The organism is Corynebacterium sp. HMSC06C06 (assembly GCF_001807295.1).
Classification (GTDB): Bacteria; Actinomycetota; Actinomycetes; order Mycobacteriales; family Mycobacteriaceae; genus Corynebacterium; species Corynebacterium striatum.
Map to the genome: position 1 here is coordinate 1 of NZ_KV788503.1, position 22,463 is coordinate 22,463.

Consider the following 22,463-nt stretch of genomic DNA (forward strand, 5'->3'; position numbering starts at 1 on the left):
ATCAATGCACCCTAAAACCGGAAGAGCCGATAAAGGAGACAGCTTTTTAGCTTAACGCCTTGGGGCGGTGAGGATGTGGAAATCGGCGCATAAGAAAAGCCGGCCAAGCCTTCTTCCTTTGGGAAGAAAAGCCTGGCCGGCTTAAGAGTTGGAAAAGCTAGGTTTTACTTAGCCTTCTCCACGATCTCGACGAGACGGAAGTGCTTGTCCTTAGACAGCGGGCGGGTCTCGGCGATCAGAACGCGGTCGCCGATGCCGGCGGTCTCGTTCTCGTCATGTGCCTTAACCTTCTTGTTAGAGCGCATGATCTTGCCGTAAAGCGCGTGCTGCTTGCGGTCTTCGAGCTCGACGACGATGGTCTTGTCCATTTTGTCGGAAACTACGATGCCGATGCGGGTCTTGCGCGCACCGCGCTCCTTCTTTACTTCGTTCACGTTTGCCTCACTCATGATTAAGCCTCAGCTCCCGGAACTACGGACAGGCCCAGCTCGCGCTCGCGAAGAACGGTGTAGATGCGGGCAATGTCGCGCTTAACCGTGCCGATGCGGCGGTTGTTGGTCAGCTGGCCGGTTGCCTTCTGGAAACGAAGGTTGAACAGCTCTTCCTTCGCATCCTTAAGGCGGGTTTCCAGCTCAGCGTTGTCGAGCTCACGGAACTCGTGGGCGGGGGTACCGGTTGCCATTAGAACTGGTCCTCCTTCTTGATGATGCGGACCTTGCAAGGAAGCTTCTGGCCTGCACGGCGCAGAGCCTCGATAGCAGTGGCCTCGTTCGGGTAGGACATCTCGAAGAGGACGCGGCCCGGCTTAACGTTGGCGACCCACTTCTCAACCGGGCCCTTACCGGAACCCATACGAACGCCGAGTGGCTTCTGGGTCAACGGACGGTCCGGGAAGATGTTGATCCACACCTTGCCACCACGCTTAACGTGGCGGTTGATGGCAATACGTGCGGCCTCAATCTGACGGTTGGTGATGTAAGCCGGCTCTAGAGCCTGGATTGCGTAATCACCAAAGTTGATGCGGTTACCGCCCTTGGAAACACCGCTACGGGTAGGACGGTGCTGGCGGCGGTACTTAACGCGCTTAGGAATCAGCATGGATTAGCCCTCCTGCTTCTGCTGTGCGCGCTGACGACGCTGGCCACCACGGCGCGGACGACCGTTACGGTCACCGCGGCCACGGCCCTGCGACGGAGCGTTCAGTTCGGATTCGCGTACGCCACCGACGACGTCACCCTTGTAGATCCACACCTTGATGCCAATGCGGCCGAAGGTGGTGTGGGCCTCTGCGGTGCCGTAGTCGATCTCGGCGCGAAGAGTGTGCAGCGGAACGCGACCCTCGTGGTAGCGCTCGGTACGGGACATCTCGGCGCCGCCCAGACGACCGGACAAAAGGATCTTAATACCCTTGACCTGCGGCTGGCGCATAGCGGACTGGATAGCCTTGCGCATTGCACGACGGAATGCAACACGGTTAACCAGCTGCTCGGCGACGGACTGAGCAACCAGAGTTGCGTTGGCGTCGACCTGCTTGACCTCGAGGATGTTGAGGGCGACCATCTTGCCGGTGAGCTTCTCGAGCTCGCGGCGGATGCGGTCTGCCTCAGCACCGCGGCGGCCGATCACGATACCCGGGCGGGCGGTGTGAATGTCGACGCGTACGCGGTCACGGGTGCGCTCGATGACGACGTCGGCGATGCCGGCGCGGTCGAGGCCCTTCTCGAGGTACTGACGGATCTTGATGTCTTCGGCTACGTAGTTCGCGTAGTCCTTATCGGCGAACCAGTGGGTCTTCCAGTCGGAAGTGATGCCCAAACGTAGGCCGTGAGGATGGATTTTCTGGCCCATTACTTGGCCCCTTCCTTCTGGCTCTCGACCACCACGGTGATGTGGCTGGTGCGCTTACGAATCATGAATGCACGGCCCTGTGCGCGTGGCTGGAAGCGACGCATGGTCGGACCCTCGTTGGCGTATGCCTCGGAGATGACCAGGGTGCGTGGGTCCAGGCCGAAGTTGTTCTCGGCGTTAGCGGCTGCAGAAGCAACAACCTTAGCGACTGGCTTAGCAGCGCCCTGCGGAGCGTACTTCAGGATTGCAAGTGCCTCGGCTACGGACTTGCCGCGAACCAGATCGATGACACGGCGTGCCTTCATCGGAGTAACGCGGACGTAGCGGGCCGTTGCGGATGCGGAGGTGATGGTTTCACTCATCGCTTATCGACGTCCCTTCTTATCGTCCTTGATGTGACCCTTGAAGGTCTTGGTTGGTGCGAACTCACCGAGCTTGTGGCCGACCATGGAGTCCTCAACGAACACCGGCACGTGCTTACGACCGTCATGGACGGCGAAGGTGTGACCGATGAAGTCAGGCAGAATGGTCGAGCGGCGAGACCAGGTCTTGATGACCTGCTTGGTGCCGGCCTCGTTCTGAGCATCCACCTTGTTGAGGAGGTGCTCATCGACGAACGGGCCTTTCTTAAGGCTGCGTGGCATTGTTTACCTCCTCTTAGCGCTTCTTGTTCGGGCGACGACGGCGCACGATCATGTTGTTCGAGTAACGGTTCGGGTTGCGGGTGCGACCCTCCTTCTTGCCCCATGGGGACACAGGGTGACGACCACCGGAGGTTTTACCCTCACCACCACCGTGTGGGTGGTCAACCGGGTTCATGACGACACCACGGACGGTCGGGCGAACGCCCTTCCAGCGCATACGGCCGGCCTTACCCCAACGGATGTTCATCTGGTCAGCGTTGCCGACCTCACCCACGGTGGCGCGGCAACGGATGTCGACGCGGCGGATCTCGGAGGACGGCATACGCAGGATTGCGTACTTGCCTTCCTTACCCAGCAGCTGGATGGAAGCACCAGCGGAGCGGGCAAGCTTAGCACCTGCGCCCGGCTTGAGCTCCACAGCGTGGATGGTAGTACCGGTTGGGATATTGCGCAGCGGCAGGTTGTTACCAACCTTGATGTCGGCGTTAGCGCCGGCCTCAACGATGGTGCCCTGCTTCAGGCCCTTAGGGGCGATGATGTAGCGCTTCTCGCCATCTGCGTAGTGCAGAAGAGCGATGTTTGCGGTGCGGTTCGGGTCGTACTCGATGTGGGCAACCTTTGCCGGGATACCGTCCTTGTCCGTACGACGGAAGTCGATCAGACGGTAACGACGCTTGTGGCCACCGCCAATGTGGCGGGTGGTGATGCGGCCGTAGTTGTTACGACCACCAGTCTTGCTCAGCGGGCGCAGCAGGGACTTCTCCGGGGTAGAACGAGTGATCTCCTCGAACTCGGACACGGAGGATGCGCGGCGACCCGGAGTTGTCGGCTTGTACTTACGAATAGCCATAATTCTTCCTTTTCCTTTCGGCTCTCCGGTGGCGCTTAAGCGCCGCCGCCGAAGATGTCGATGGAGTCGCTGCCTTCACGAAGCGTCACGTACGCACGCTTGGTGGACTTGCGCTGACCGAAGCCGGTGCGGGTGCGCTTACGCTTACCTGCACGGTTAACGGTGTTCACGGAGTCAACCTTTACGCCGAAGATCTGCTCGATGGCATCTTTGATCTGGGTCTTGTTGGAGTCCGTGGAGACGTAGAACGTGTAAACGTTCTGCTCCATCAGGCCGTAGGACTTCTCGGAAACGACCGGGGCGATGATAATGTCACGCGGGTTAACGAGCTTAGCCATTACTTCTCCTCCTTAACTTCCTCGTTCGCACCCTGAGCGCGAGCGACGAAGGTGTGCAGAGCCTCAACGGAGAACACAACGTCGTCAGAGTAAAGAACGTCGTAGGTGTTCAGCTGGCCTGCATCCAGGATCTGGACGTTAGGCAGGTTGTTGGCGCTGCGGCGAGCGTTGATGTCCTCGCGGCCGACAACGAGCAGCACGTTCTTGCGCTCGGTCAGGCGCTCGATGAAAGCCTTAGCCGCCTTGGTGGACGGGGTCTGGCCCGGGACGAGCTCTTCGATTACGTGGATGCGCTCATTGCGAGCACGGTCAGACAGTGCACCGAAGAGAGCAGCCTTGATCATCTTCTTAGGGGTGCGCTGGCTATAGTCGCGCGGCACTGGGCCGTGGGAGATACCGCCACCGGTGTAATGAGGTGCGCGGATCGAGCCCTGGCGTGCACGACCGGTGCCCTTCTGACGGAAAGGCTTACGGCCACCGCCGCGGACCTCGCCGCGGGTCTTGGCCTTGTGGGTGCCCTGACGAGCAGCAGCGAGCTGAGCGTTGACAACCTGGTGCATCAAAGCAATGGATGCCTCGGTGTCAAAGATCTCGGCCGGCAGCTCAACAGAGCCGTTGGTCTTACCTTCAGCGGTATGGACGTCTAGCTTGAGGTTGCTCATGCGTGTGCACCGCCCTTCACTGCGGTCTTAACGGTGACGAGGCCACCGCGCGCACCAGGGATAGCACCCTTGATGAGCAGCAGGTTGGACTCGGCATCGATCTTCTGAATCTTCAGGTTCTGGGTGGTAACACGGTCCTGGCCCATGCGGCCAGCCATGCGGGTGCCCTTGAAGACGCGAGCCGGGGTAGCGCAGGCGCCGATGCCACCGACGCGGCGGTGAGCAGCCTGGTTACCGTGGGCAGCGCCCTGACCTGCGAAGCCGTGGCGCTTCATTGCGCCTGCGTAGCCGTGACCCTTGGTGGTGCCGGTAACGTCGACGAAGGTAATGCCCTCGAAGATGTCAGCGGTAACTTCCTGGCCAACCTCGTAAGCAGAGGTGTCATCCATGCGGATTTCGGCAACGTGGCGACGTGGGGTTACGCCAGCTTTCTTAAAGTGACCTGCGGCAGGCTTGTTTGCCTTGCGCGGGTCGATCTCGCCAAATGCGATCTGGATGGCGTTGTAGCCATCGGTTTCTGCAGTGCGAATCTGGGTAACTACGCACGGCCCAGCCTCGACGACGGTAACCGGTACAACGCGGTTGTCCTCGTCGAAGATCTGGGTCATGCCGAGCTTCTTGCCCAGAATGCCCTTGATCTCGTTTTCACTCATTGTTAGTTCTCCACCAAATATCTATTCGTCGATCGCTTTACACTACTGAATGTTTACGTCGACGCTGGCCGGAAGGTCGATGCGCATAAGAGCGTCAACGGTCTTCGGGGTCGGGTCGAGAATGTCGATCAGGCGCTTGTGAGTGCGCATCTCGAAGTGCTCGCGAGAGTCCTTGTACTTGTGCGGAGAACGAATAACGGCGTATACGTTCTTCTCGGTTGGGAGCGGCACTGGGCCAACAACACGAGCACCCGTACGGGTTACGGTCTCGACGATCTTCTTTGCAGAAGCGTCGATAGCCTCGTGGTCGTAGGCCTTCAGCCGAATGCGGATCTTTTGTCCCGCCACGCTTATCCTCTTCCTCGCTTCCCCACTTACACATTCCCGGCGTATCCGGGGCGTGAAGCGGTGGGAAATTGCTTCTCGATTTCTCTATAACGTTGTCCGGACTCTAGGGCCTGGGCTCAACGCCAGTTGTCTGACTGTCATGACGACCAAAAGATGCGACCTGGCATAAACCTTGGGGCGCAGTGCTTTCGACGGGGTACAAGACCCGAAGTCAAAGTCAATAGGAAGAGGACGGTTCTTCACGCATTACACGTGCGAGTACATGTCCAATTCGTATACTGCCGCTGTTTATTTGCCATGCCCCTTCTCCGGTCCATTCTCTCGGGATGTCTCTACTAAAACGCGGACCTAGCCCGATTGAATGACCTTCCCAGTGCACGCCTTAAGACGCCCACCAACAAAGGTGTCATGTTCGCTTTACCAGCAACTTTGCCATTGATATTCGACTTAGAGCCAGAAGTCAGTGACGCCGCTGTGTTAAAGCAACCCTTGTATTTAAGCATGTAATCAACCGTTTTCCAAACTTCTGACAAAACCGTGCCCAATATCACGTTTTCTAAAAGATCGACTACCGCACCCCACAATGCCCGCATTCAGTTATAGGCTCGGATGGGTAAGTTACTTTTAGTCTTCAAGAGAAGAGGAAATGCTCATGGCTGCTAACACCCCAGAAAACAATTCGACCGCCCCAGCTACGGCCGCTACCGAGTCCAGCACCGCTAACTCCCCTGAGGCCGCCGCTACCCCTAAGGTCAACAAGAACCTCGAGACCGAGTTCGGTATCACCACTATTGACGACACCGTCGTATCCAAGATCGCCGGCATCGCTGCCCGCGAGGTGTCCGGCGTGGCTGCTCTCGGTGGCGGCGGCGCCCGCATGATGGGTTCGATCCGTGAATCCTTTGGCGCCTCCGAGGACGTTCGCCAAGGCGTCAGCGTGCAGGTTGCTAACGGTGTTGCCACCATCGAAGTCGCCATCATCGCCGAGTACGGCGTAGCCATCCACGAGCTGGCAGAGGCCATCCGCCGCAACATCATGAATGCCGTTGAGCGTATGACTGGCCTCGGCGTTGAACGCGTCGACGTTGTTGTTCATGACGTCAAGCTCCCAAAGGAAGACCTCGCCGCCGAGCAGTCCCCAAACAATTCCCTGCCGCAGGGCCAGGAATAGGACTAAGCCTTGATGTCTGACTCCGTCGAGTCCCCCACGACGCGCTTTGAGCTCGACGCCCCCGCTGCGCACCGCATAGTTGAAGCCGTGCTGGAGACACGGGGCGTCGCCAAGCTGCACGCCGGCACCTTCGGTGAGGTGTCACTGCTCTATCCAGGCGAGCGCGTTGCTGGACTCAAGCGTCCGAATCCCCGCGATGACCGCCATCTGGAGTTACACATCGTGTTCGACGTGGCGCAGCAGGTGCCCGTCAAGGACGTCGCCGAAGGTGCTCGCGCGGCAGCGCTCGATGCTTGCTCCGAGCTTTCGCGAGTCGATGTTGTTGTAGCTGACGCTATCAGCAGCGCATTGGATACTATTAAGGAATAAGCATGAAGAATTACTCCACACTCGGCATTGTGGCCGGCCTAGTTTTGGCATTTTTCATCCACCTCGGCCTGTGGCCCACGGTTCTGGCAGTCCTCCTCGCCGCGTTGGGCGGGGTCATCGGTGCTCACTTTGATGGTCGCATCGATCTCTCCGCGGTGTGGAATGGAATCGTTGGCAAGGATAAAGGGCAAGACTAATGCCCCATGATTCCTCCCTTGCACACAGCTCAGGCTCTTTAAGATTTTCCATTAAGTCCCTCGAGCGCATCGTTGGCACTGCCATCGCCAGTGTGCCCGGCACCGTAGCCATCGACGCCAAACTCGCGGGCCTTGCCGGGCGCGCGTTTCCACGGCTGCTCATCCAGAGCGACCCAACCAAGGAAGTCGTGGCTGTCGATGCCAACATCGCCGTTACTTGGCCCAGTCCGGTAACAGCTGTCGCCGAGGCCGCACGCGCCGCCATCGAAGAAGCTGTCAGAACCTACACCGGCTACGCCACCACACGTGTCAATGTCACCGTGGGCGCCGCTGTCCCTGGCGAGCGCGTAACAGGGCTAGCCGTGGCATCACGGCGCGCCCCGAGCGTGACCCTGCCGCACACCCGGCCGCAGCGCGAGCTCCAACCGATAGAGACCACGCACCTAGTGCAAATCCGCAGTGTCTCGCGCCCTGAGCCACAATCGGTACGGGCAGTTTCGCCGCGCACGGCGCCCGTTTCCGTCGTGAGCGCTGCGACGCCGCAGCCCGCTGCGCTCACTCCAGTTCGCTCGCCCAAGTCAACGAAGTTGCGCCCAGTCGGGACTCCCCCAGCGCTCCAACTACGCCGGGTGGACACACCACAGCCTGCGTCACTGCGCCCTGTTCGAACGCCACAACCTGTTACAGCGTGGTCGCCGACGCTGCGGCCTATTGCCACAGTCCGGCGGCCCATGGCGCCACGGCCTGAACCACTGCGCGAGATAACCATCCAACCGCTCTTTCGAGGAGGTGCCCATGAGTAAAGAACGCAGCATCTTCCCGCACGGCTTTGGCCAAAAGCCTGCCGCCTCGCCAGCAGCCCGCACGTGGACTGTCATACTCGGACTCGTCTGTCTTGGAGGTGCGGCTTTCCTGGGCCGGGAGACCTGGGCGGTGAGCACGGGTGCAAGGTCTTGGCTGCAACCCTTCATCGACGTCATGTCTCAGGACAAAATCGAAACCTGGATGCTAGCCAGCGGCGGGGCGGCCATTTTGGTTGGTCTGCTTCTGCTCGTGGTGGCATTCAAGCCGCGAAAATCCACCCACACACAGGTCGAATCAGAAGTAGCCTCCATATGGTTGCGCCCCGTTGATATAGCACGCGCTGCTTCCGCAGCAGCCCGTCGCGTTCCCGGCGTCGCAGCTGCGCGCAGTCGCGCGGTCATCTCCAAGAAGAAGATTACCGTCGATGTAACGGTCAACGGCGATACTGAGGATGAGGGTCTCATCTCCCGTGTGGAGGACACAGTCGCGCAGACGCTGCAGCAACTCCACCGGCAGCCCCAGCTCGCTGTTGCAGCCGAGAAACTCCCGGAGGTCGACGATCATGTCTAAAGGCTTAGCCGCTTTCGACCGAATATTGTTATTCATTATTGCGGCCATTCTCATCGTGCTCGGCTTGTGGCCCATCCTCATCCACTTCGAGGTCCCCTTCGCGCTCTACCTTGGGCGGTGGGTCGACCACGACGAATGGGCAGCCCTTCCTCAACAAGGCTGGTGGGCTGCCGCACTAGGTACGGCGACGGTGGTACTAGCTGTGTCCGGCTTATGGCTAGTAATTGCTAACCTGCGCCACCACCGCTTTAACAATGTGGCTTCTGAGTCCTCGAACGACAAAGGCAAGATATCAACCAACATGCAGGCAATCGCCGGTGCAGTCGCTGATACCTTGGCTGCGGAAGACGGCGTGGATAAAGTCACCCGCTTGGTGGCCTACGATCGCGCGCGTCCGACGCTCCAGTACACGGTTGAGGCGAACCCAGATACCGCTTTGTCTGCGCTTGTCGACGCTGTCGAGACCAACGAGCAAGACTTCCGCCTGGCATTCCCCGACGCCGACCTTGATACCGTGTACAAACTCCACTTTGGAAAGGTGCGAGCTCTTAAGGAATAGGCCGGTTCAGCACTTAGCTTTCGGCAGGGGCGGATTCAGCGAGGAATATCTCGGTGACCGCCCCAAACTCATGCGTCGTGCCACGAGATAAGCCCACGAGCAGCGGCGCGCCCACAGTACATTGCTCGATCACTGTCCACGAATAGTCGGTACGGTCCACACCCCGGTTAGCCGATGTGTAAACGTGCAAGCCGTGGTCCAAGACAATGACCTCATCGGACGTGCGGAGCATCCAGACGCGTTCACCAACGCTGCGTCGCTTCAGCCCTTCAAGACTGCGGTTATCTGGGGTCAGCTGAGTAATCAGCTCCACCACGCCGCAGCGGTGTGCAAAGCCTTCAGCATCAGTCACCACTAAAGGACGCCCCGGCCCCACTGGCCGTATTGCAGAATACTTCCACGAAACGGGCTGACCGGGTCCCGCCTTGGAGGTCGTACGCACGATGACGCGCTCGGCGTCGACAGTGACCCGGTTGCTTTCCGTGACGATGAGCCACAAACCTTGGGTCACACGGGCGTCGTCAAGCGGCAGCGTGGGCGGATGAACCCTCGCCATCGACTCAAGCGCGGCACGCAGCTCCTCATCGTCGGCGCCCCAGCCCAAGCCCTGATTAGCGAGCATCGCAAAGATCGTGCCTAACGGCAGCTCCGGCTGTCCCTCCCACGCATCGCGAAGTGCGCGGAGGGTGCGGTCAATGCGAGTGGGATCAAGCATGGCTCAAAGCTTAACGGAGACGGCAGGTAGACATACAAAAAGCCACCACCTTCCCAAGCAGGGAAAGCGGTGGCTTTAAAGGGCGTTACTTTAAACGCTCAAGCAATTGCGCTTACTTGATGATCTTGGTAACGCGGCCAGCGCCGACGGTGCGGGAGCCCTCGCGGATAGCGAAGCGCAGGCCCTCGTCCATAGCGACCGGCTGGATCAGCTCGACGGACATCTCGACGTTGTCGCCAGGCATAACCATCTCGGTGCCCTCAGGCAGCTTGATGACGCCGGTAACGTCGGTGGTGCGGAAGTAGAACTGCGGACGGTAGTTGTCCATGAACGGGGTGTGGCGGCCGCCCTCTTCCTTCTTCAGGACGTAGACGGAACCCTCGAACTGGGTGTGAGGGGTGTAAGCGCCCGGCTTGATAACAACCTGGCCGCGCTCAACCTCTTCACGCTTGGTACCACGCAGAAGCAGACCACAGTTGTCGCCAGCCTCGGTGTAGTCCATCATCTTGCGGAACATCTCGATACCGGTAACGGTGGTGGAGATGGACTTGTCCTGGATACCGATGATCTCAACGTCCTCGTTGACGTTCAGGGAGCCACGCTCAACACGGCCGGTAACAACGGTACCGCGGCCGGTGATGGTGAAGATGTCCTCGATTGGCATCAGGAACGGCTTGTCCAGCTCGCGCTCCGGATCCGGGATGGAGTCATCGCAAGCCTGCATCAGGTCAACGATAGCCTGTACCCACTTCTCGTCGCCCTCAAGAGCCTTCAGAGCAGAGATGTGAACGATCGGAGCTTCCTCATCGTAGTCCTGCTCTGCGAGCAGCTCGCGGATCTCCATCTCGACGAGCTCGATGATTTCCTCGTCGTCAACCATGTCGCACTTGTTCAGTGCAACGAGAATGTAAGGAACGCCAACCTGGCGAGCAAGAAGAACGTGCTCGCGGGTCTGCGGCATCGGGCCATCGGTTGCAGCAACAACCAAGATAGCGCCGTCCATCTGAGCAGCACCGGTAATCATGTTCTTGATGTAGTCGGCGTGGCCCGGGGCGTCAACGTGTGCGTAGTGGCGCTTCGGGGTGGAGTACTCAACGTGGGAGATGTTGATGGTAATACCGCGCTCCTTCTCCTCAGGAGCCTTATCGATCATGTCGAATGCGAAAGCGGTGTTCTCCTCAGGGTACTGGTCAGCCAGAACCTTGGTGATCGCTGCGGTGGTGGTGGTCTTGCCGTGGTCGACGTGTCCGATGGTGCCGATGTTCACATGCGGCTTCGTACGCTCGAACTTCTCCTTTGCCACTGTTTGTCCTCCTGGACTCTATGGCGGCTGTAATTTCACAGCCACGTGGTTGGTTAATGTCATTGGCACTTGGAACGAAAATATCCCGAAGCGCTAATGACGCTTTCTTTACGTGCCAGTTACACGATCCTAGATTTATGCCGCAGTTTTTTCAAACTGCCTAAATAGGAGGTAACCCCGCGCATGTAGTGCGGACGTTGACCCTCGACAAGAATCTGATTATGGATCCTGGGAGGGTAACGGCCGGCTCAGCCAACACTCTTTGGTGCAAGTTCAGCCGACCGCTACCCCACCCAGTTCCTCACACGGGGGTACCCCGCCTGAGGCTGGCGTCTACTGGCGAAGACTACCAGCCCTTGGCAACGGGGTGGTGCGTGGGGGGGTTGGTTACAAAGCTTGTTTAAGCCTTGTTACCGGTACGCTCCTCGATGATTGCGGTTGCAACGGAGGAAGGAACCTCAGCGTAGGAATCGAAGACCATGCTGAAGTTTGCGCGGCCTGCGGTGGAGGAACGAAGGTCGCCGATGTAGCCGAACATCTCGGAAAGCGGAACCTTAGCCTTGACGACTTTTGCGCCAGAGCGGTCTTCCATCGCGTAAACCTGGCCACGACGGGAGCTGATGTCACCGTTAACGGTGCCCATGTACTCCTCAGGGGTAACAACCTCAACGGCCATAACAGGCTCGAGCAGGACTGGCTTTGCCTTAGCAACAGCTTCCTTCAGCACCTGGGAACCAGCGAGCTTGAAGGCCATCTCAGAGGAGTCAACGTCGTGGTAAGCGCCGTCCTCAAGGGTTGCCTTGATGTTAACCAGCGGGAAGCCAGCGAGGTAACCGTACTGCATTGCATCCTGGATACCAGCGTCGACGGAAGGGATGTACTCCTTCGGGACGCGGCCACCGGTGACGGCGTTCTCGAACTTGTAGGTTGCGGACTCGCCCTCCTCCAGCGTCTCTGGGTCCGGGTTGTAAGGCTCGATGGTGACGATGACCTTTGCGAACTGACCAGAACCACCGGTCTGCTTCTTGTGGGTGTAGTCCAGGGACTGAACCGTCTTGCGGATGGTCTCACGGTAAGCAACCTGTGGGTTACCGATGTTTGCTTCGACCTTGAACTCGCGCTTCATACGGTCAACCAGAACGTCGAGGTGGAGCTCGCCCATGCCGCCGATAACGGTCTGGCCGGTCTCTTCGTCGAGCTCGACAGTGAAGGTTGGGTCCTCAGCAGCGAGCTTCTGGATAGCGGTACCCAGCTTCTCCTGGTCAGCCTTGGTTTTAGGCTCGATGGAGACCTTGATAACCGGATCCGGGAAGTCCATGGACTCGAGGATGATCGGGTTGTCCTTGTCGCACAGGGTGTCACCAGTGGTGGTGTCTTTCAGACCGATAACAGCATAGATGTTACCTGCGTCAGCCTGCTCGACCGGGTTCTCCTTGTTTGCGTGCATCTGGAACAGCTTGCCGATGCGCTCCTTTTTACTCTTGGTGGAGTTGAGCACCTCGGTGCCCGGCACAACCTGACCAGAGTAAACGCGGACGAAGTTGAGCTGGCCGAAGAACGGGTGCGCAGCAATCTTGAAGGACAACGCAGAGAACGGGGACTCAACGGAAGGCTTACGCGTAACCTTCTCGTCCTCGTTGCCGACAGCGTGGCCGACGACCTCGCCCACATCGAGTGGGTTCGGGAGGAAGTCAACGACAGCGTCGAGAAGCGGCTGGACACCCTTGTTGCGGTAAGCGGTACCACAGAGAACTGGGTAGACCTCGGAGTTGATGGTCATCTTGCGGATGGCTGCCTTGATCTCGTCAAGGGTCAGCTCCTCGCCGCCGAAGTACTTCTCCATGAGCTCTTCGTCAGACTCAGCAACTGCTTCGAGCAGCTTCTCACGGTACTCTTCAGCCTTCTCCTGCAGGTCAGCAGGGATCTCCTCGATGGTCGGCTCAGCACCGGTCTCCACCTTGCCGCGCCAAGTGATGGCACGCATGTTCAGCAGGTCAACGACGCCGTCGAAGTCGTCCTCAGCGCCGATTGGCAGCTGCAGAACCAGTGGCTTTGCGCCGAGGCGGTCGATGATGGTCTGAACGGTGAAGTAGAAGTCAGCGCCCAGCTTGTCCATCTTGTTGACGAAGCAGATACGCGGAACGTCGTACTTAGCAGCCTGACGCCACACCTGCTCAGACTGTGGCTCAACGCCTTCCTTGCCGTCGAAGACAGCAACTGCGCCGTCGAGAACACGGAGGGAGCGCTCAACCTCAACGGTGAAGTCAACGTGACCCGGGGTGTCGATGATGTTGATCTGGTTGTTGTTCCAGAAACAGGTAACAGCAGCGGAGGTAATGGTGATACCGCGCTCCTTCTCCTGCTCCATCCAGTCAGTGGTGGATGCACCGTCGTGAGTCTCGCCGACCTTACGGTTGATGCCGGTGTAGAAGAGAATACGCTCGGTGGTAGTGGTCTTACCAGCATCGATGTGAGCCATGATGCCGATGTTACGGACCTTGTGAAGGTCCTTAAGCACTTGTTGTGCCACGGTTTTACCCCAACTTATTTATCGTGGACGCCTTGTCCTGGGCGCACGTTTCATCTTCACGTACCCCAGTCCATGCCGCCCGCATGGATAGGTCTTGTTCAATTTTGCCACGTCTTGGACTCGTTAGCAGCTTCAGGCCGCTAATTGCCCAGAAAAAAGGTCCGAGCAACGCTATTTAGTTTGTGTTTTCAGCGCTTCTCTAAATACAAGAAGTACAGAAGCGCTGTTAAGCGCGAACTTTTACGTTGCTCGGACCGTAGGCATACGCCGGTATTACCAGCGGTAGTGTGCGAAGGCGCGGTTAGCCTCAGCCATCTTGTGAGTGTCTTCACGACGCTTCACGGAAGCACCAAGACCGTTGGAAGCATCCAAAATCTCGTTAGCGAGACGATCGATCATGGTGTTCTCACGACGCTGGCGGGTGAAGGTCACCAACCAACGCAGAGCAAGGGTGTTAGCGCGAGCCGGCTTGACCTCAACTGGAACCTGGTAGGTAGCGCCACCGACACGGCGGGAGCGAACCTCGAGGTCCGGGCGGATGTTGCCCAGAGCCTTCTCCAGGGTGCCGACTGGGTCGGTACCGGTCTTCTCACGGCAAGCCTCGAGAGCACCGTAGACGATGCGCTCTGCGGTGGACTTCTTACCATCGAGGAGGATCTTATTCACGAGCATGGTGACCTGCTCGGAGTTGTATACCGGGTCCTTGACTACAGGACGCTTCGGAGCAGCATTCTTACGCATTGTTGATTACTGTCCCTTCTTTGCACCGTAGCGGGAACGAGCCTGCTTGCGGTCCTTAACGCCCTGGGTATCCAGTGCGCCACGGATAATCTTGTAACGAACACCCGGGAGGTCCTTAACACGACCGCCGCGGACGAGCACCATGGAGTGCTCCTGCAGGTTGTGGCCCTCGCCTGGGATGTACGCGGAAACCTCGATACCGGAGGTCAGGCGAACACGAGCGACCTTACGCAGTGCAGAGTTCGGCTTCTTCGGGGTGGTGGTGTAAACGCGGGTGCAAACGCCACGACGCTGAGGGGAACCCTTCAGCGCTGCGGTTGCAACCTTGGAGCGCTTATCATGGCGGCCCTTGCGGACCAGCTGCTGAATAGTTGGCATAAATCTAGTCTTTCTGTATGACTTCGGTTGAACTGACCGATGCTGCCCAAACACGCAAAAATGGGGGCTCTTTTCCGGGGCCCTTCCGCATGTCCAGAACATCAATCAGCCATTCAAGCCGATTAATCGATCAGACTTTTCGCCCTACATGAAGGCGAAACCTCTTCGAACAATAGCAGCGACACGCAAAACATCCAAATTTCATCCACCTGGCTTTCCTTCCATCACCGCAGGCAGTCAATCGCACAACGCTTGACGACGCCGCGCCTCACTCGAGGCAGCTGTGACAAATTCCCCGGAACTTTCCACTCCACCCAAAATCGGGCTTTAAGTTTCACCTATAGAGGCAACAATCACAGGCACTAAATAGGCGCATACCCTTTCGAACTTTCACCAAACAGGACACTACATATAGGGTCTCACACTCCAAGACCTCCCATATCTTGTATTTCGTCGACCCACCCCGCCACAAATTACGGCTATGTTATTCCGTGACGCCCAGCGCCGCGCGGTGGCTTTTCTGCCATCTCGGCTTACTGCAGGTTCTCCCACGTGAATGCGGTCGCCATTGCTTTCCCTATATGCGCGCCTGGGCATGCCATCAGAGCTGGAAAGGCAGCGAGCTTTTCGCTGTACCAGCGCTCCATTTTCATAACGAAGGGAAGAACCACATGGGTTCACGGACCATTAACGTCGCAGATTCCATCGAGGAGTACTTGGGCCGGCGTGATTGGCGCATAAACGCCAATGCCAATCAGGATTTCTCGTTGGGAGGATTGATTCTTAACAATGCGGGCAAAGTAACTGCCAATTACTGGCTGGATGAGGTCTTTTCGGAAGCTGCGGGTAATGCCCACCGAGCAGGTGATATTCATATCCACGATCTAGACATGCTCAGCGGCTATTGTGCTGGCTGGTCACTGCGCCGCGTCCTCGAGGAAGGCTTCGGTGGTGTTCCCGGCACGATTTCCTCGGCGCCACCGAAGCACTTCTCCTCCGCGTGCGGTCAGATCGTCAACTTCTTAGGCACGCTGCAGAACGAGTGGGCGGGCGCGCAGGCCTTTTCTAGCTTCGATACATATATGGCGCCTTTCGTGCGGCTGGATAACCTCAGCTACGGCCAAGTACTTCAATACATGCAGGAATTTATCTTCAACCTGAACGTGCCTTCGCGCTGGGGTACGCAGACGCCGTTCACGAATCTCACCTTCGATTGGCACTGCCCCACCGATCTGCGGGATCAAACCCCGCTCATCGGCGGCGAGCCCGCCGACTTCTGTTACGGCGACTTGGAGACGGAGATGGCCATCATCAACCGTGCTTTCATCGAGGTGATGTCGCAAGGTGATGCCGACGGCAGGCCATTTACCTTCCCGATTCCGACCTACAATATCACGCCGGATTTTGACTGGGATAGCAAGAACGCCGAGGCTCTGTTCACCATGACAGCCAAGTACGGTCTGCCCTACTTCCAGAACTTCCTTAACTCCGATCTTGACCCCGGCATGATTCGCTCAATGTGTTGCCGCCTGCAGTTGGACCTGCGCGAGCTATTAAAGCGCGGCAATGGTTTGTTCGGCTCCGCCGAGTTGACCGGCTCCATCGGCGTGGTCACGCTCAACTGCGCACGCCTGGGCTACCTCTACCGCGGCGACGAGGAGGCGCTGTTGACGCGCGTCGCGGAGCTGGTAGATCTCGGCGTCGACACGCTCGAGCGCCGCCGCGCCTTTGTTAACAAGTGCTTGGAGAAAGGTCTTTTCCCCTATACCAAGCGTTGGCTGCCCAGCTTGGATAACCACTTCTCCACTATCGGCGTCAACGGCTGCAACGAGATGATCCGTAACTTCACTGCCGACACCTACGATCTCACCGATCCGCGCGGCCGCGCTCAGGTATTGCGTCTGCTGGAGCGGGTTCGCGCACTGCTTGTCGACGCCCAGGAAAGAACCGGGCACCTTTATAACCTTGAAGCCTCGCCTGCCGAGGGCGCTACCTATCGCTTCGCACGCGAGGACCTGAAGCGCTACCCAGACATCCTGCACGCTGGCAGCGAAGAAGAACCGTATTACACGAATTCCTCGCAGCTTCCCGTCGCGCACACTCCCGATCCCTTTGCCGCACTCCAAGCCCAGGAGGATCTGCAGACCCAATACACCGGCGGCACCGTGCTGCATCTCTACATGGGCTCAGCAATGTCCTCCGGTAAGGCGTGCGCGAACCTCGTGCGCCGCTCGCTGGAGAACTTCCGACTGCCCTATGTCACCATCACGCCGACCTTTTCCATCTGTAACTCCCACGGCTATATCTCCGGCGAGCATCCGCACTGCCCCGACTGCGGTTCCAGCACTGAAATGTGGACGCGCGTGATGGGCTATTTCCGGCCAGTCTCCAGCTTCAACACGGGCAAGAAGGGAGAGTTCCATGAGCGCGAGTACTTCGACGAGAGGCTTTCGGCCGGCGTTTAAGACTGCGCCTTCGTTGCAAGCGCCGAAGCTAAGTTCCAGAACGCAGCTGCCGATTGGTGGGCTTATCCCCTTCTCGGCAACAGATTGGCCAGATCACCTGACCATGACGTTGTTCCTCAACGGCTGCCCGCTGCGGTGTAGCTACTGCCATAACCCGCAGCTGCAGGTCTTTGGGCCGGGAAGCTATAGCTGGCAGGACGCGCTTTCCTTGCTATGCTCGCGCCGCGGGCTACTCGACGGCGTGGTTTTCTCCGGCGGAGAGCCACTTTCCGCGCCCGGGCTGCCGCAGGCGATAGCCGAGGCCCACGCGGCCGGCTTTAAAGTTGGCCTCCACACGAGTGGATACCTACCGGGCCGGTTGGACAAGCTCATGACCCATCCCGAAACACGGCCGGAATGGATAGGCATCGACGTCAAAGCCCTACCGGAAGACCTGCCACAGGTCACCGGCTGCAGCCGTGCCCAAGCGCAGCGGATGTGGGAGTCCTTCTATCTTTTGGCAGATTATGCGCGGACAGGGCGGCTATCGCTGCAAGCCCGAACCACATTGTGGCCAGGGTCGGGCATCGAGGCACGGCTTCCCGAACTGGAAGACCGCGTTGCGCAACAGGGACTTAAGCTGGTGCGCCAGTGGGCGCACGACGTCGACAAGCACGGCGTCTACTGCGGGGCGGAAGCTACTGCCATTCCCACGTAAAATCGGCGTCGGCGGCGTGCTCGGAGAAGTAAACCTTCTCCTGCGCCTCCCAGGTCTCGAACCACTCTGCGTAGTGCGGATCACGCTCGATGGCTCGCTCATAGCGCTTTTCGCGCGGGCCGTCGAGGCGCACCGTAATCACGGTGCCGCGCTCCTTAGCCGCAGCAATGTTTTCCGGAGTAACCGCACCGACACCCTCCACGATGAGATCGTCGCGTGCATCCAAGCTCGCCCACTCACCCGGCGCACCGGCCTCCCAATCCCAGCGCCAATAGCCGGGATTGGTCTCGCGCAGCACCTGCTCGGCAACCATCCGGGAGCCCTGTTCAAGCCCGTGCCAACCGGGATAGAACTCGTCCAGGTGCACCACACGCCAGCCTGCTCTATCAGCGAGGGCGGCGCAGGCCCACGTCTTGCCTGCACCCGATGGCCCATCGATGAGCACCGTCACCGGCTTGAAGGGTTTCTTGCGCGTCGCGGCAGCCTTGATGACATCCTCGATGAGGCGGTCGAGCTGACTGTCGAAGTCCATGCTTCGTGGCCCTTTCGTCTTATAGACCGAAGAATCTCCAGGAATCTGTAACTACCGACGCTACCACCGGCACCGCTGCCAAAAGTGAACCGGCTAACATAATCAGCCAATCTTTGCTGCTCGCACAGGACTCGCGCGCCCACGTGCGCTGGCCGCCGCCCGGTGGTGTGCGTCCGAATCCGCGCGCCTCCATCGCCGTGGCCAGCTTGCCTCCGCGGCGCAGGGCCAACACCAACAGGCCGAAGGACATGGTGATGAGGTGTTTGATTCGTCCCTCGTCCGTCAGGCCGCGGGCGCGCCGCGCCATAGCCAGATACTGCCAATCGGATTTGAAGAGCGTCATCATTCGCACGCCTGCGACGGCACCGATGACGAAGCGAGACGGCAGTTTAAGGATCTGAGAGAGGGCATCTCCCAGCTCCGTGGGGTCAATATCGCGCGCCAGCACCACCATCGGCAACGCCACCGCCAGCACTCGCAGCGTAATAGCGATGGCCAGCTCTATCGAGTTATCCGTGACCGTGATCAGCCACCAGCTGGCATACTCTCGGCCGCCAGGAGTGCCGTAGAGCAGCATGGAGATACCGGATATCGGGGCGATCAGGAACAGGAACCAGCCGGCCTTGAGGAGGCGCAACCAGGACACCCCGCACAACGGGGCGAAAAGCAAAGTCATGCCTAACGAGGCCGCCGCCGATACCCAGTCCACGGAGAGCAACAGCGGGGTGACCCACACGAACATGAGGAAGATGCGGGTCAGCGGGTTCACACTACTCAGCAGCCCCGCTTGGCGAGTATCCTGCGCGGCCACCAAATACTCTGATGTATTAGGCACGGGTCACCTCCACCCGGTGATCACCAAGGGCTGCAATGAAGAGCGGATCATGGGTCACCGAGGCAATCGTCGTTCCCTCATCCGCCATGCGCCGCAACAACCACACCAGCTCGCTAAAGGTGTGGGGATCTTGGCCGAAAGTGGGTTCGTCGAGAAGCAGCACTTCCGGCGCCGTAACCAAGGCTGTGGCCACGGACAGCCGGCGCTTCTCCCCACCAGAGAGCGTAAAGGGGTTGGCATTGAGCAGGTTTCCTAGGCGCAGGGCCTCGACGAGCTCGGCGATACGCGCTTCCGGCACCTCGCGGCGCATCACCCGGGGCGCCACGCGCAGCTCCTCTGCCACTGTGCGGGCAACGAACTGGTGCTCGGGGTTCTGGAAGACGAATCCTATGCGGTCCGCCAGCTCCCGAGACTTCCATGTCAGCGGCGAGCCCTTGAGCCCACGCCGCACGTAGTCCGCCACCCCAATCTCACCGGACACGGCGGGAAGAAGCCCCGCCACCGTCATCAGCCACGTGGTTTTGCCGGCGCCATTCGGCCCGGTGATGACTGTGGACATCCCCCGGGGAAGGGAATAACTGCGCGGCGGACCGAACCGGGTCACCAGGTCCGTGCTCCACAACGCCGCCGATTCCGGCACTCCCCCAGCGCTGCTTGGCGACGTCTCCCCGTCCCCCCGCGCCTGCGGCAGGCCGCGAAGCGTTCGCTTAGCTACAACTGCATCCACCGGACCGTCAGCGACGATACGTCCGTCTTTGAGCTCAACTGCGCGGTCGAGCACCCCGTCCCACGCCGCGTGTTGATGCTCGACCACGATGAGAGTCGCGCCGGTGCGCTCCACCATGGTGGACACCGCCTCGATGACTTCCCGCGCGCCTTCAGGGTCAAGGTTCGCAGTAGGTTCGTCGAGCAGCACCATGCCCGCCCCCATCGCAATAACGCCGGCTAAGGCTAGGCGCTGCTTCTGTCCTCCGGAGAGACGCTCCGTGGGGAAAGACAGATCCACATCAGGCCCGACCATCGATAGCGCCGCTGACACCCGCTGCCAAATCTCAGGACGCGGATAAGCCAGATTCTCGCAGCCAAAGGCCACGTCATCCCCGACACGTGCGGCAATGACCTGCGAGTCCGGGTCCTGCAGCACCAACCCCACCGGAATCGTGCGCCCCGGCGGCTCCGCGTGACCAGAGGCATCCTCCAATAAAATCTCGCCGACGCGGGTGCCCTCATCATCCCCACCCAGCACGCCCGCAATAGCCGCCAGCAGCGTGGATTTACCTGAACCGGAATCACCGCACAGCAGCACCTTCTCCCCCGGCTCTACAACAAGGTCAATGTCCGCCAGCGCCGGCGCACGCCTCCCCGCATGCGTCCAGCCATAGCCGCGGGCGATAAGTTTGGTTGCCCCCGCGGACATGCCTCCTGGCATGCTCGTCCCACCACCGACACCACCGCCGGCACCACCGCCGGATCCCACACCCATATTCTTCATAAGCGGGGGCTAGGCGCTGTGCTGTTCGCGGCCGACTGCGAAGCGGTCTAGTGCGCCGGTCTTGGCCAACGCGTTAACGACGACATAGCCCACAGCGCCCGCCAAAATGGCGCCGGAAATGCTCAGCGTCGCCAGGTAAATGAGGTTGAACTGTAGGGTCTTGCCCAAGTTTCCGGAGGTAAACAGCTCCAGCACAAACGCGCCCCAGCCAGCGGCCATGCCGCCAAGCATCGCAATGCCCAGGCCAAAGCGGCGGTACAGGAAGATTGCCAACACAATCTCCACGCCAATACCCTGCGCGATACCGGAGTACAACGTGCTAATGCCCCATTGGGAGCCCAACACCGCGGAGACAATGGCGGCCAGCAGCTCCACGTAGAGCGCCGCGCCCGGCTTGCGGATAATCAAGCCACCGATGACACCACCAATCAACCAAATGCCAGTAGCGATGCCACCCAGCCCCGGCGTCAGCGCATCCATGGCCTCGAACCAGGCATAGCCCACCGTGTTCCATGCCAAGAACACGAAACCACACGCCACACCCAGCACGGAGGCAACGACGATGTCAACAATGCGCCAATTCAAGCTGCGCGGCGCAGCAGCACCAGCCGCAGATGCACCAGCCCCAGATGCACCTTCAACAAAACCACCATGAGATACAGAGTTCATTATTCCTCCCTTTCGCCGGCATTATCCGGATCAGGTTCAACGGTTTGCCGCTACAACGCGACATCTCAGCCTCCCTACACAGCAACGCTGCGAACCCCAAAAGAATGACTTGGGGATAAACGCAGTCCAGGCATACGAGGAAGCACCCGTGACGATGTTTATTTGATGTTTACTTATAGCCGCCGGCAGCCAAAAGCACCGGCTCAGCACGCTTAATAAGCCTTTATAAGCACCGTTAGCTTAGCAAGCCACAACTCAAGACGGCACATCTACCTCTGCCGAAAGAGAGAGGAAGCCACGCCGACTAGAAAACAGGCTTAAGCCAGAAAACAGACGTACCCCGCCGCGTCCTCTGACCTACGCGACGGGGTACCTGCACACCGACGTCAAAGACACCGGCGGCCATGAGCCTTTGCTCGCATCAACTTAAGGAAAGGAAAAGCTTCGGAAAAGACCCAAGACTAGGGAAATAAGTTAATGCATTTCGGAATTATCAAACAAATTAACTCGAGCTCTAGCGAAGAGCTCAACGAAGAGTTAGATGGAGCAGGCCACGCCGTCGAAGTAAAGACCGCGACCGCAGTACCCCACTCCATCACTCTCGAGTTGGAGGGGAGGTTAACGCACCTCCCTAGGCGGTGGTTTCAGAGGAACCACATCCTGTGGTGCTCCTACTTGGAGGAACCGGTGGAGGAGCCTCCACCAGCACCCGGTGCACACGCATCAGCGATAAGGCCGATAGCCAGAGCACCAGCAGCAATCAGAGCCACAGCACCAGCAGCCTGCTGATGATCAGCAACGAAGCGCTTCAGCTGCGCATCGATACCAGCAACCTTGTCAGCCAGCGGGCCCTGGAAGATGCCAGCCTGCTTCTGCAGCTGAGTATTCAGATCCTGAATCTGCTTGTTAATCGGATCCACAAAGTCCGACAGACCCGGAATGTTCATCTGGGAAGCCAGACCAACCGGAATCAGGAACAGCAGCGGGATACCAACAGCCAAACCAGTGTTGATGCAACGCGGGGACAGGTTGGAGGACAGATCCTTTCCCGGCACAGAAGAGTTGTTGTCGTCGCGGTCCTTCTCGTGACCCT

Annotated in this window: 29 protein-coding genes and 1 riboswitch; of the genes, 8 read left to right on the forward strand and 21 right to left on the reverse strand. The window is 59.2% G+C overall.

From position 1 onward, the window contains the following. Positions 1–164: 164 nt before the first annotated feature. Genes rpsQ through rpsJ form a run of 11 tightly spaced genes read right to left on the reverse strand, consistent with a single transcriptional unit; the run spans position 165 to position 5,343 of the window. Complete coding sequence (gene rpsQ, locus HMPREF3153_RS08515) at positions 165–449, reverse strand: 30S ribosomal protein S17 (RefSeq protein ID WP_005527733.1); 285 nt, start codon at positions 447–449, stop codon at positions 165–167. A gap of 2 nt (positions 450–451) precedes the next feature. Next, positions 452–682 (reverse strand): 50S ribosomal protein L29, encoded by a 231-nt coding sequence (gene rpmC / locus HMPREF3153_RS08520; RefSeq protein ID WP_005527735.1) that lies wholly within the window; start codon positions 680–682, stop codon positions 452–454. Beyond that, on the reverse strand, positions 682–1,098 hold the full coding sequence (gene rplP / locus HMPREF3153_RS08525; protein ID WP_005527736.1) for a 50S ribosomal protein L16: 417 nt from the start codon (positions 1,096–1,098) through the stop codon (positions 682–684). The genes rpmC and rplP overlap by 1 nt, the downstream gene beginning before the upstream one ends. Before the next feature lie 3 nt (positions 1,099–1,101). Continuing rightward, entirely contained in the window at positions 1,102–1,848 is a 747-nt protein-coding gene (rpsC, locus tag HMPREF3153_RS08530; protein ID WP_070420580.1) for a 30S ribosomal protein S3, read from the reverse strand. Continuing rightward, positions 1,848–2,210 (reverse strand): 50S ribosomal protein L22, encoded by a 363-nt coding sequence (gene rplV, locus HMPREF3153_RS08535; protein WP_005527740.1) that lies wholly within the window; start codon positions 2,208–2,210, stop codon positions 1,848–1,850. The genes rpsC and rplV overlap by 1 nt, the downstream gene beginning before the upstream one ends. A gap of 3 nt (positions 2,211–2,213) precedes the next feature. After that, on the reverse strand, positions 2,214–2,492 hold the full coding sequence (rpsS, locus tag HMPREF3153_RS08540; RefSeq protein WP_005527741.1) for a 30S ribosomal protein S19: 279 nt from the start codon (positions 2,490–2,492) through the stop codon (positions 2,214–2,216). A gap of 13 nt (positions 2,493–2,505) precedes the next feature. Continuing rightward, a complete protein-coding gene (gene rplB, locus HMPREF3153_RS08545; RefSeq protein WP_005527743.1) occupies positions 2,506–3,342 on the reverse strand; it encodes a 50S ribosomal protein L2 in 837 nt (278 codons plus the stop codon). 35 nt (positions 3,343–3,377) lie between these two features. Then, complete coding sequence (rplW, locus tag HMPREF3153_RS08550) at positions 3,378–3,680, reverse strand: 50S ribosomal protein L23 (RefSeq protein ID WP_005527745.1); 303 nt, start codon at positions 3,678–3,680, stop codon at positions 3,378–3,380. Further along, positions 3,680–4,342, reverse strand: coding sequence for a 50S ribosomal protein L4 (gene rplD, locus HMPREF3153_RS08555; protein WP_046646802.1), 663 nt, complete (start codon positions 4,340–4,342; stop codon positions 3,680–3,682). The genes rplW and rplD overlap by 1 nt, the downstream gene beginning before the upstream one ends. Next, positions 4,339–4,995: a 50S ribosomal protein L3 gene (gene rplC, locus HMPREF3153_RS08560; RefSeq protein ID WP_005527748.1), complete on the reverse strand. Its 657-nt coding sequence runs from the start codon at positions 4,993–4,995 to the stop codon at positions 4,339–4,341. Before rplC ends, rplD begins: the two co-directional genes overlap by 4 nt. A gap of 42 nt (positions 4,996–5,037) precedes the next feature. Next, positions 5,038–5,343 carry a 30S ribosomal protein S10 gene (gene rpsJ / locus HMPREF3153_RS08565; RefSeq protein ID WP_003848085.1) on the reverse strand — a complete coding sequence of 102 codons (306 nt, stop codon included), beginning with the start codon at positions 5,341–5,343 and terminating at the stop codon, positions 5,038–5,040. A gap of 646 nt (positions 5,344–5,989) precedes the next feature. On the opposite strand from rpsJ, the gene HMPREF3153_RS08570 reads away from it, so the two are divergent. The 6 genes from HMPREF3153_RS08570 to HMPREF3153_RS08595 are packed head-to-tail and all read left to right on the forward strand — an operon-like array spanning position 5,990 to position 9,013. Further along, entirely contained in the window at positions 5,990–6,514 is a 525-nt protein-coding gene (locus HMPREF3153_RS08570; protein ID WP_141740932.1) for an Asp23/Gls24 family envelope stress response protein, read from the forward strand. Positions 6,515–6,526: 12 nt separating this feature from the next. Further along, the gene (locus HMPREF3153_RS08575; protein WP_070420581.1) at positions 6,527–6,883 is read left to right on the forward strand and encodes a hypothetical protein; all 357 of its coding nucleotides are present in this window, start codon (positions 6,527–6,529) and stop codon (positions 6,881–6,883) included. A 2-nt stretch (positions 6,884–6,885) separates the two neighbouring features. After that, positions 6,886–7,080 (forward strand): DUF2273 domain-containing protein, encoded by a 195-nt coding sequence (locus tag HMPREF3153_RS08580; protein ID WP_049159993.1) that lies wholly within the window; start codon positions 6,886–6,888, stop codon positions 7,078–7,080. Then, positions 7,080–7,883, forward strand: a complete 804-nt coding sequence (locus HMPREF3153_RS08585) for an Asp23/Gls24 family envelope stress response protein (RefSeq protein ID WP_049159991.1) — start codon at positions 7,080–7,082, stop codon at positions 7,881–7,883. The genes HMPREF3153_RS08580 and HMPREF3153_RS08585 overlap by 1 nt, the downstream gene beginning before the upstream one ends. Continuing rightward, a complete protein-coding gene (locus HMPREF3153_RS08590; protein ID WP_049159988.1) occupies positions 7,876–8,454 on the forward strand; it encodes a DUF6286 domain-containing protein in 579 nt (192 codons plus the stop codon). The genes HMPREF3153_RS08585 and HMPREF3153_RS08590 overlap by 8 nt, the downstream gene beginning before the upstream one ends. Beyond that, positions 8,447–9,013, forward strand: a complete 567-nt coding sequence (locus tag HMPREF3153_RS08595; protein ID WP_070420582.1) for an Asp23/Gls24 family envelope stress response protein — start codon at positions 8,447–8,449, stop codon at positions 9,011–9,013. Before HMPREF3153_RS08590 ends, HMPREF3153_RS08595 begins: the two co-directional genes overlap by 8 nt. 13 nt (positions 9,014–9,026) lie before the next feature. On the opposite strand, the gene HMPREF3153_RS08600 is transcribed toward HMPREF3153_RS08595, so the two are convergent. The 5 genes from HMPREF3153_RS08600 to rpsL all read right to left on the reverse strand — a co-directional run bounded on the left by HMPREF3153_RS08600 (position 9,027) and on the right by rpsL (position 14,680). Next, positions 9,027–9,728 carry a hypothetical protein gene (locus HMPREF3153_RS08600; protein WP_070420583.1) on the reverse strand — a complete coding sequence of 234 codons (702 nt, stop codon included), beginning with the start codon at positions 9,726–9,728 and terminating at the stop codon, positions 9,027–9,029. A gap of 112 nt (positions 9,729–9,840) precedes the next feature. Continuing rightward, positions 9,841–11,031 carry an elongation factor Tu gene (gene tuf, locus HMPREF3153_RS08605; protein WP_049159980.1) on the reverse strand — a complete coding sequence of 397 codons (1,191 nt, stop codon included), beginning with the start codon at positions 11,029–11,031 and terminating at the stop codon, positions 9,841–9,843. Positions 11,032–11,431: 400 nt separating this feature from the next. Beyond that, entirely contained in the window at positions 11,432–13,561 is a 2,130-nt protein-coding gene (fusA, locus tag HMPREF3153_RS08610) for an elongation factor G (RefSeq protein ID WP_034656509.1), read from the reverse strand. Positions 13,562–13,834: 273 nt separating this feature from the next. Beyond that, on the reverse strand, positions 13,835–14,302 hold the full coding sequence (gene rpsG / locus HMPREF3153_RS08615) for a 30S ribosomal protein S7 (protein WP_005527716.1): 468 nt from the start codon (positions 14,300–14,302) through the stop codon (positions 13,835–13,837). Between the two features lie 6 nt (positions 14,303–14,308). Continuing rightward, positions 14,309–14,680 carry a 30S ribosomal protein S12 gene (gene rpsL / locus HMPREF3153_RS08620; protein ID WP_046646811.1) on the reverse strand — a complete coding sequence of 124 codons (372 nt, stop codon included), beginning with the start codon at positions 14,678–14,680 and terminating at the stop codon, positions 14,309–14,311. Positions 14,681–15,351: 671 nt separating this feature from the next. On the opposite strand from rpsL, the gene HMPREF3153_RS08625 reads away from it, so the two are divergent. Then, positions 15,352–17,145 (forward strand): ribonucleoside triphosphate reductase, encoded by a 1,794-nt coding sequence (locus HMPREF3153_RS08625; RefSeq protein WP_049063294.1) that lies wholly within the window; start codon positions 15,352–15,354, stop codon positions 17,143–17,145. Continuing rightward, positions 17,102–17,842, forward strand: coding sequence for an anaerobic ribonucleoside-triphosphate reductase activating protein (locus HMPREF3153_RS08630; RefSeq protein ID WP_223197723.1), 741 nt, complete (start codon positions 17,102–17,104; stop codon positions 17,840–17,842). The genes HMPREF3153_RS08625 and HMPREF3153_RS08630 overlap by 44 nt, the downstream gene beginning before the upstream one ends. Here HMPREF3153_RS08630 and HMPREF3153_RS08635 read toward each other — a convergent pair. From HMPREF3153_RS08635 to HMPREF3153_RS12750, 5 genes are all read right to left on the reverse strand, one after another. Next, positions 17,823–18,374, reverse strand: coding sequence for a nucleoside/nucleotide kinase family protein (locus HMPREF3153_RS08635; protein ID WP_049063295.1), 552 nt, complete (start codon positions 18,372–18,374; stop codon positions 17,823–17,825). The genes HMPREF3153_RS08630 and HMPREF3153_RS08635 overlap by 20 nt on opposite strands. Positions 18,375–18,393: 19 nt before the next feature. Beyond that, positions 18,394–19,116, reverse strand: coding sequence for an energy-coupling factor transporter transmembrane component T family protein (locus tag HMPREF3153_RS08640; protein WP_049063302.1), 723 nt, complete (start codon positions 19,114–19,116; stop codon positions 18,394–18,396). Between the two features lie 85 nt (positions 19,117–19,201). Beyond that, a complete protein-coding gene (locus HMPREF3153_RS08645) occupies positions 19,202–20,626 on the reverse strand; it encodes an ABC transporter ATP-binding protein (protein WP_162837381.1) in 1,425 nt (474 codons plus the stop codon). Positions 20,627–20,710: 84 nt separating this feature from the next. Next, positions 20,711–21,370, reverse strand: coding sequence for an ECF transporter S component (locus tag HMPREF3153_RS08650; RefSeq protein ID WP_049063297.1), 660 nt, complete (start codon positions 21,368–21,370; stop codon positions 20,711–20,713). Then, a riboswitch (TPP riboswitch) is annotated at positions 21,359–21,530 on the reverse strand. It overlaps the preceding gene by 12 nt. Positions 21,531–22,041: 511 nt before the next feature. After that, on the reverse strand, positions 22,042–22,463 hold a 422-nt coding region (locus tag HMPREF3153_RS12750; protein WP_168161721.1), incomplete at its 5' end, for a hypothetical protein.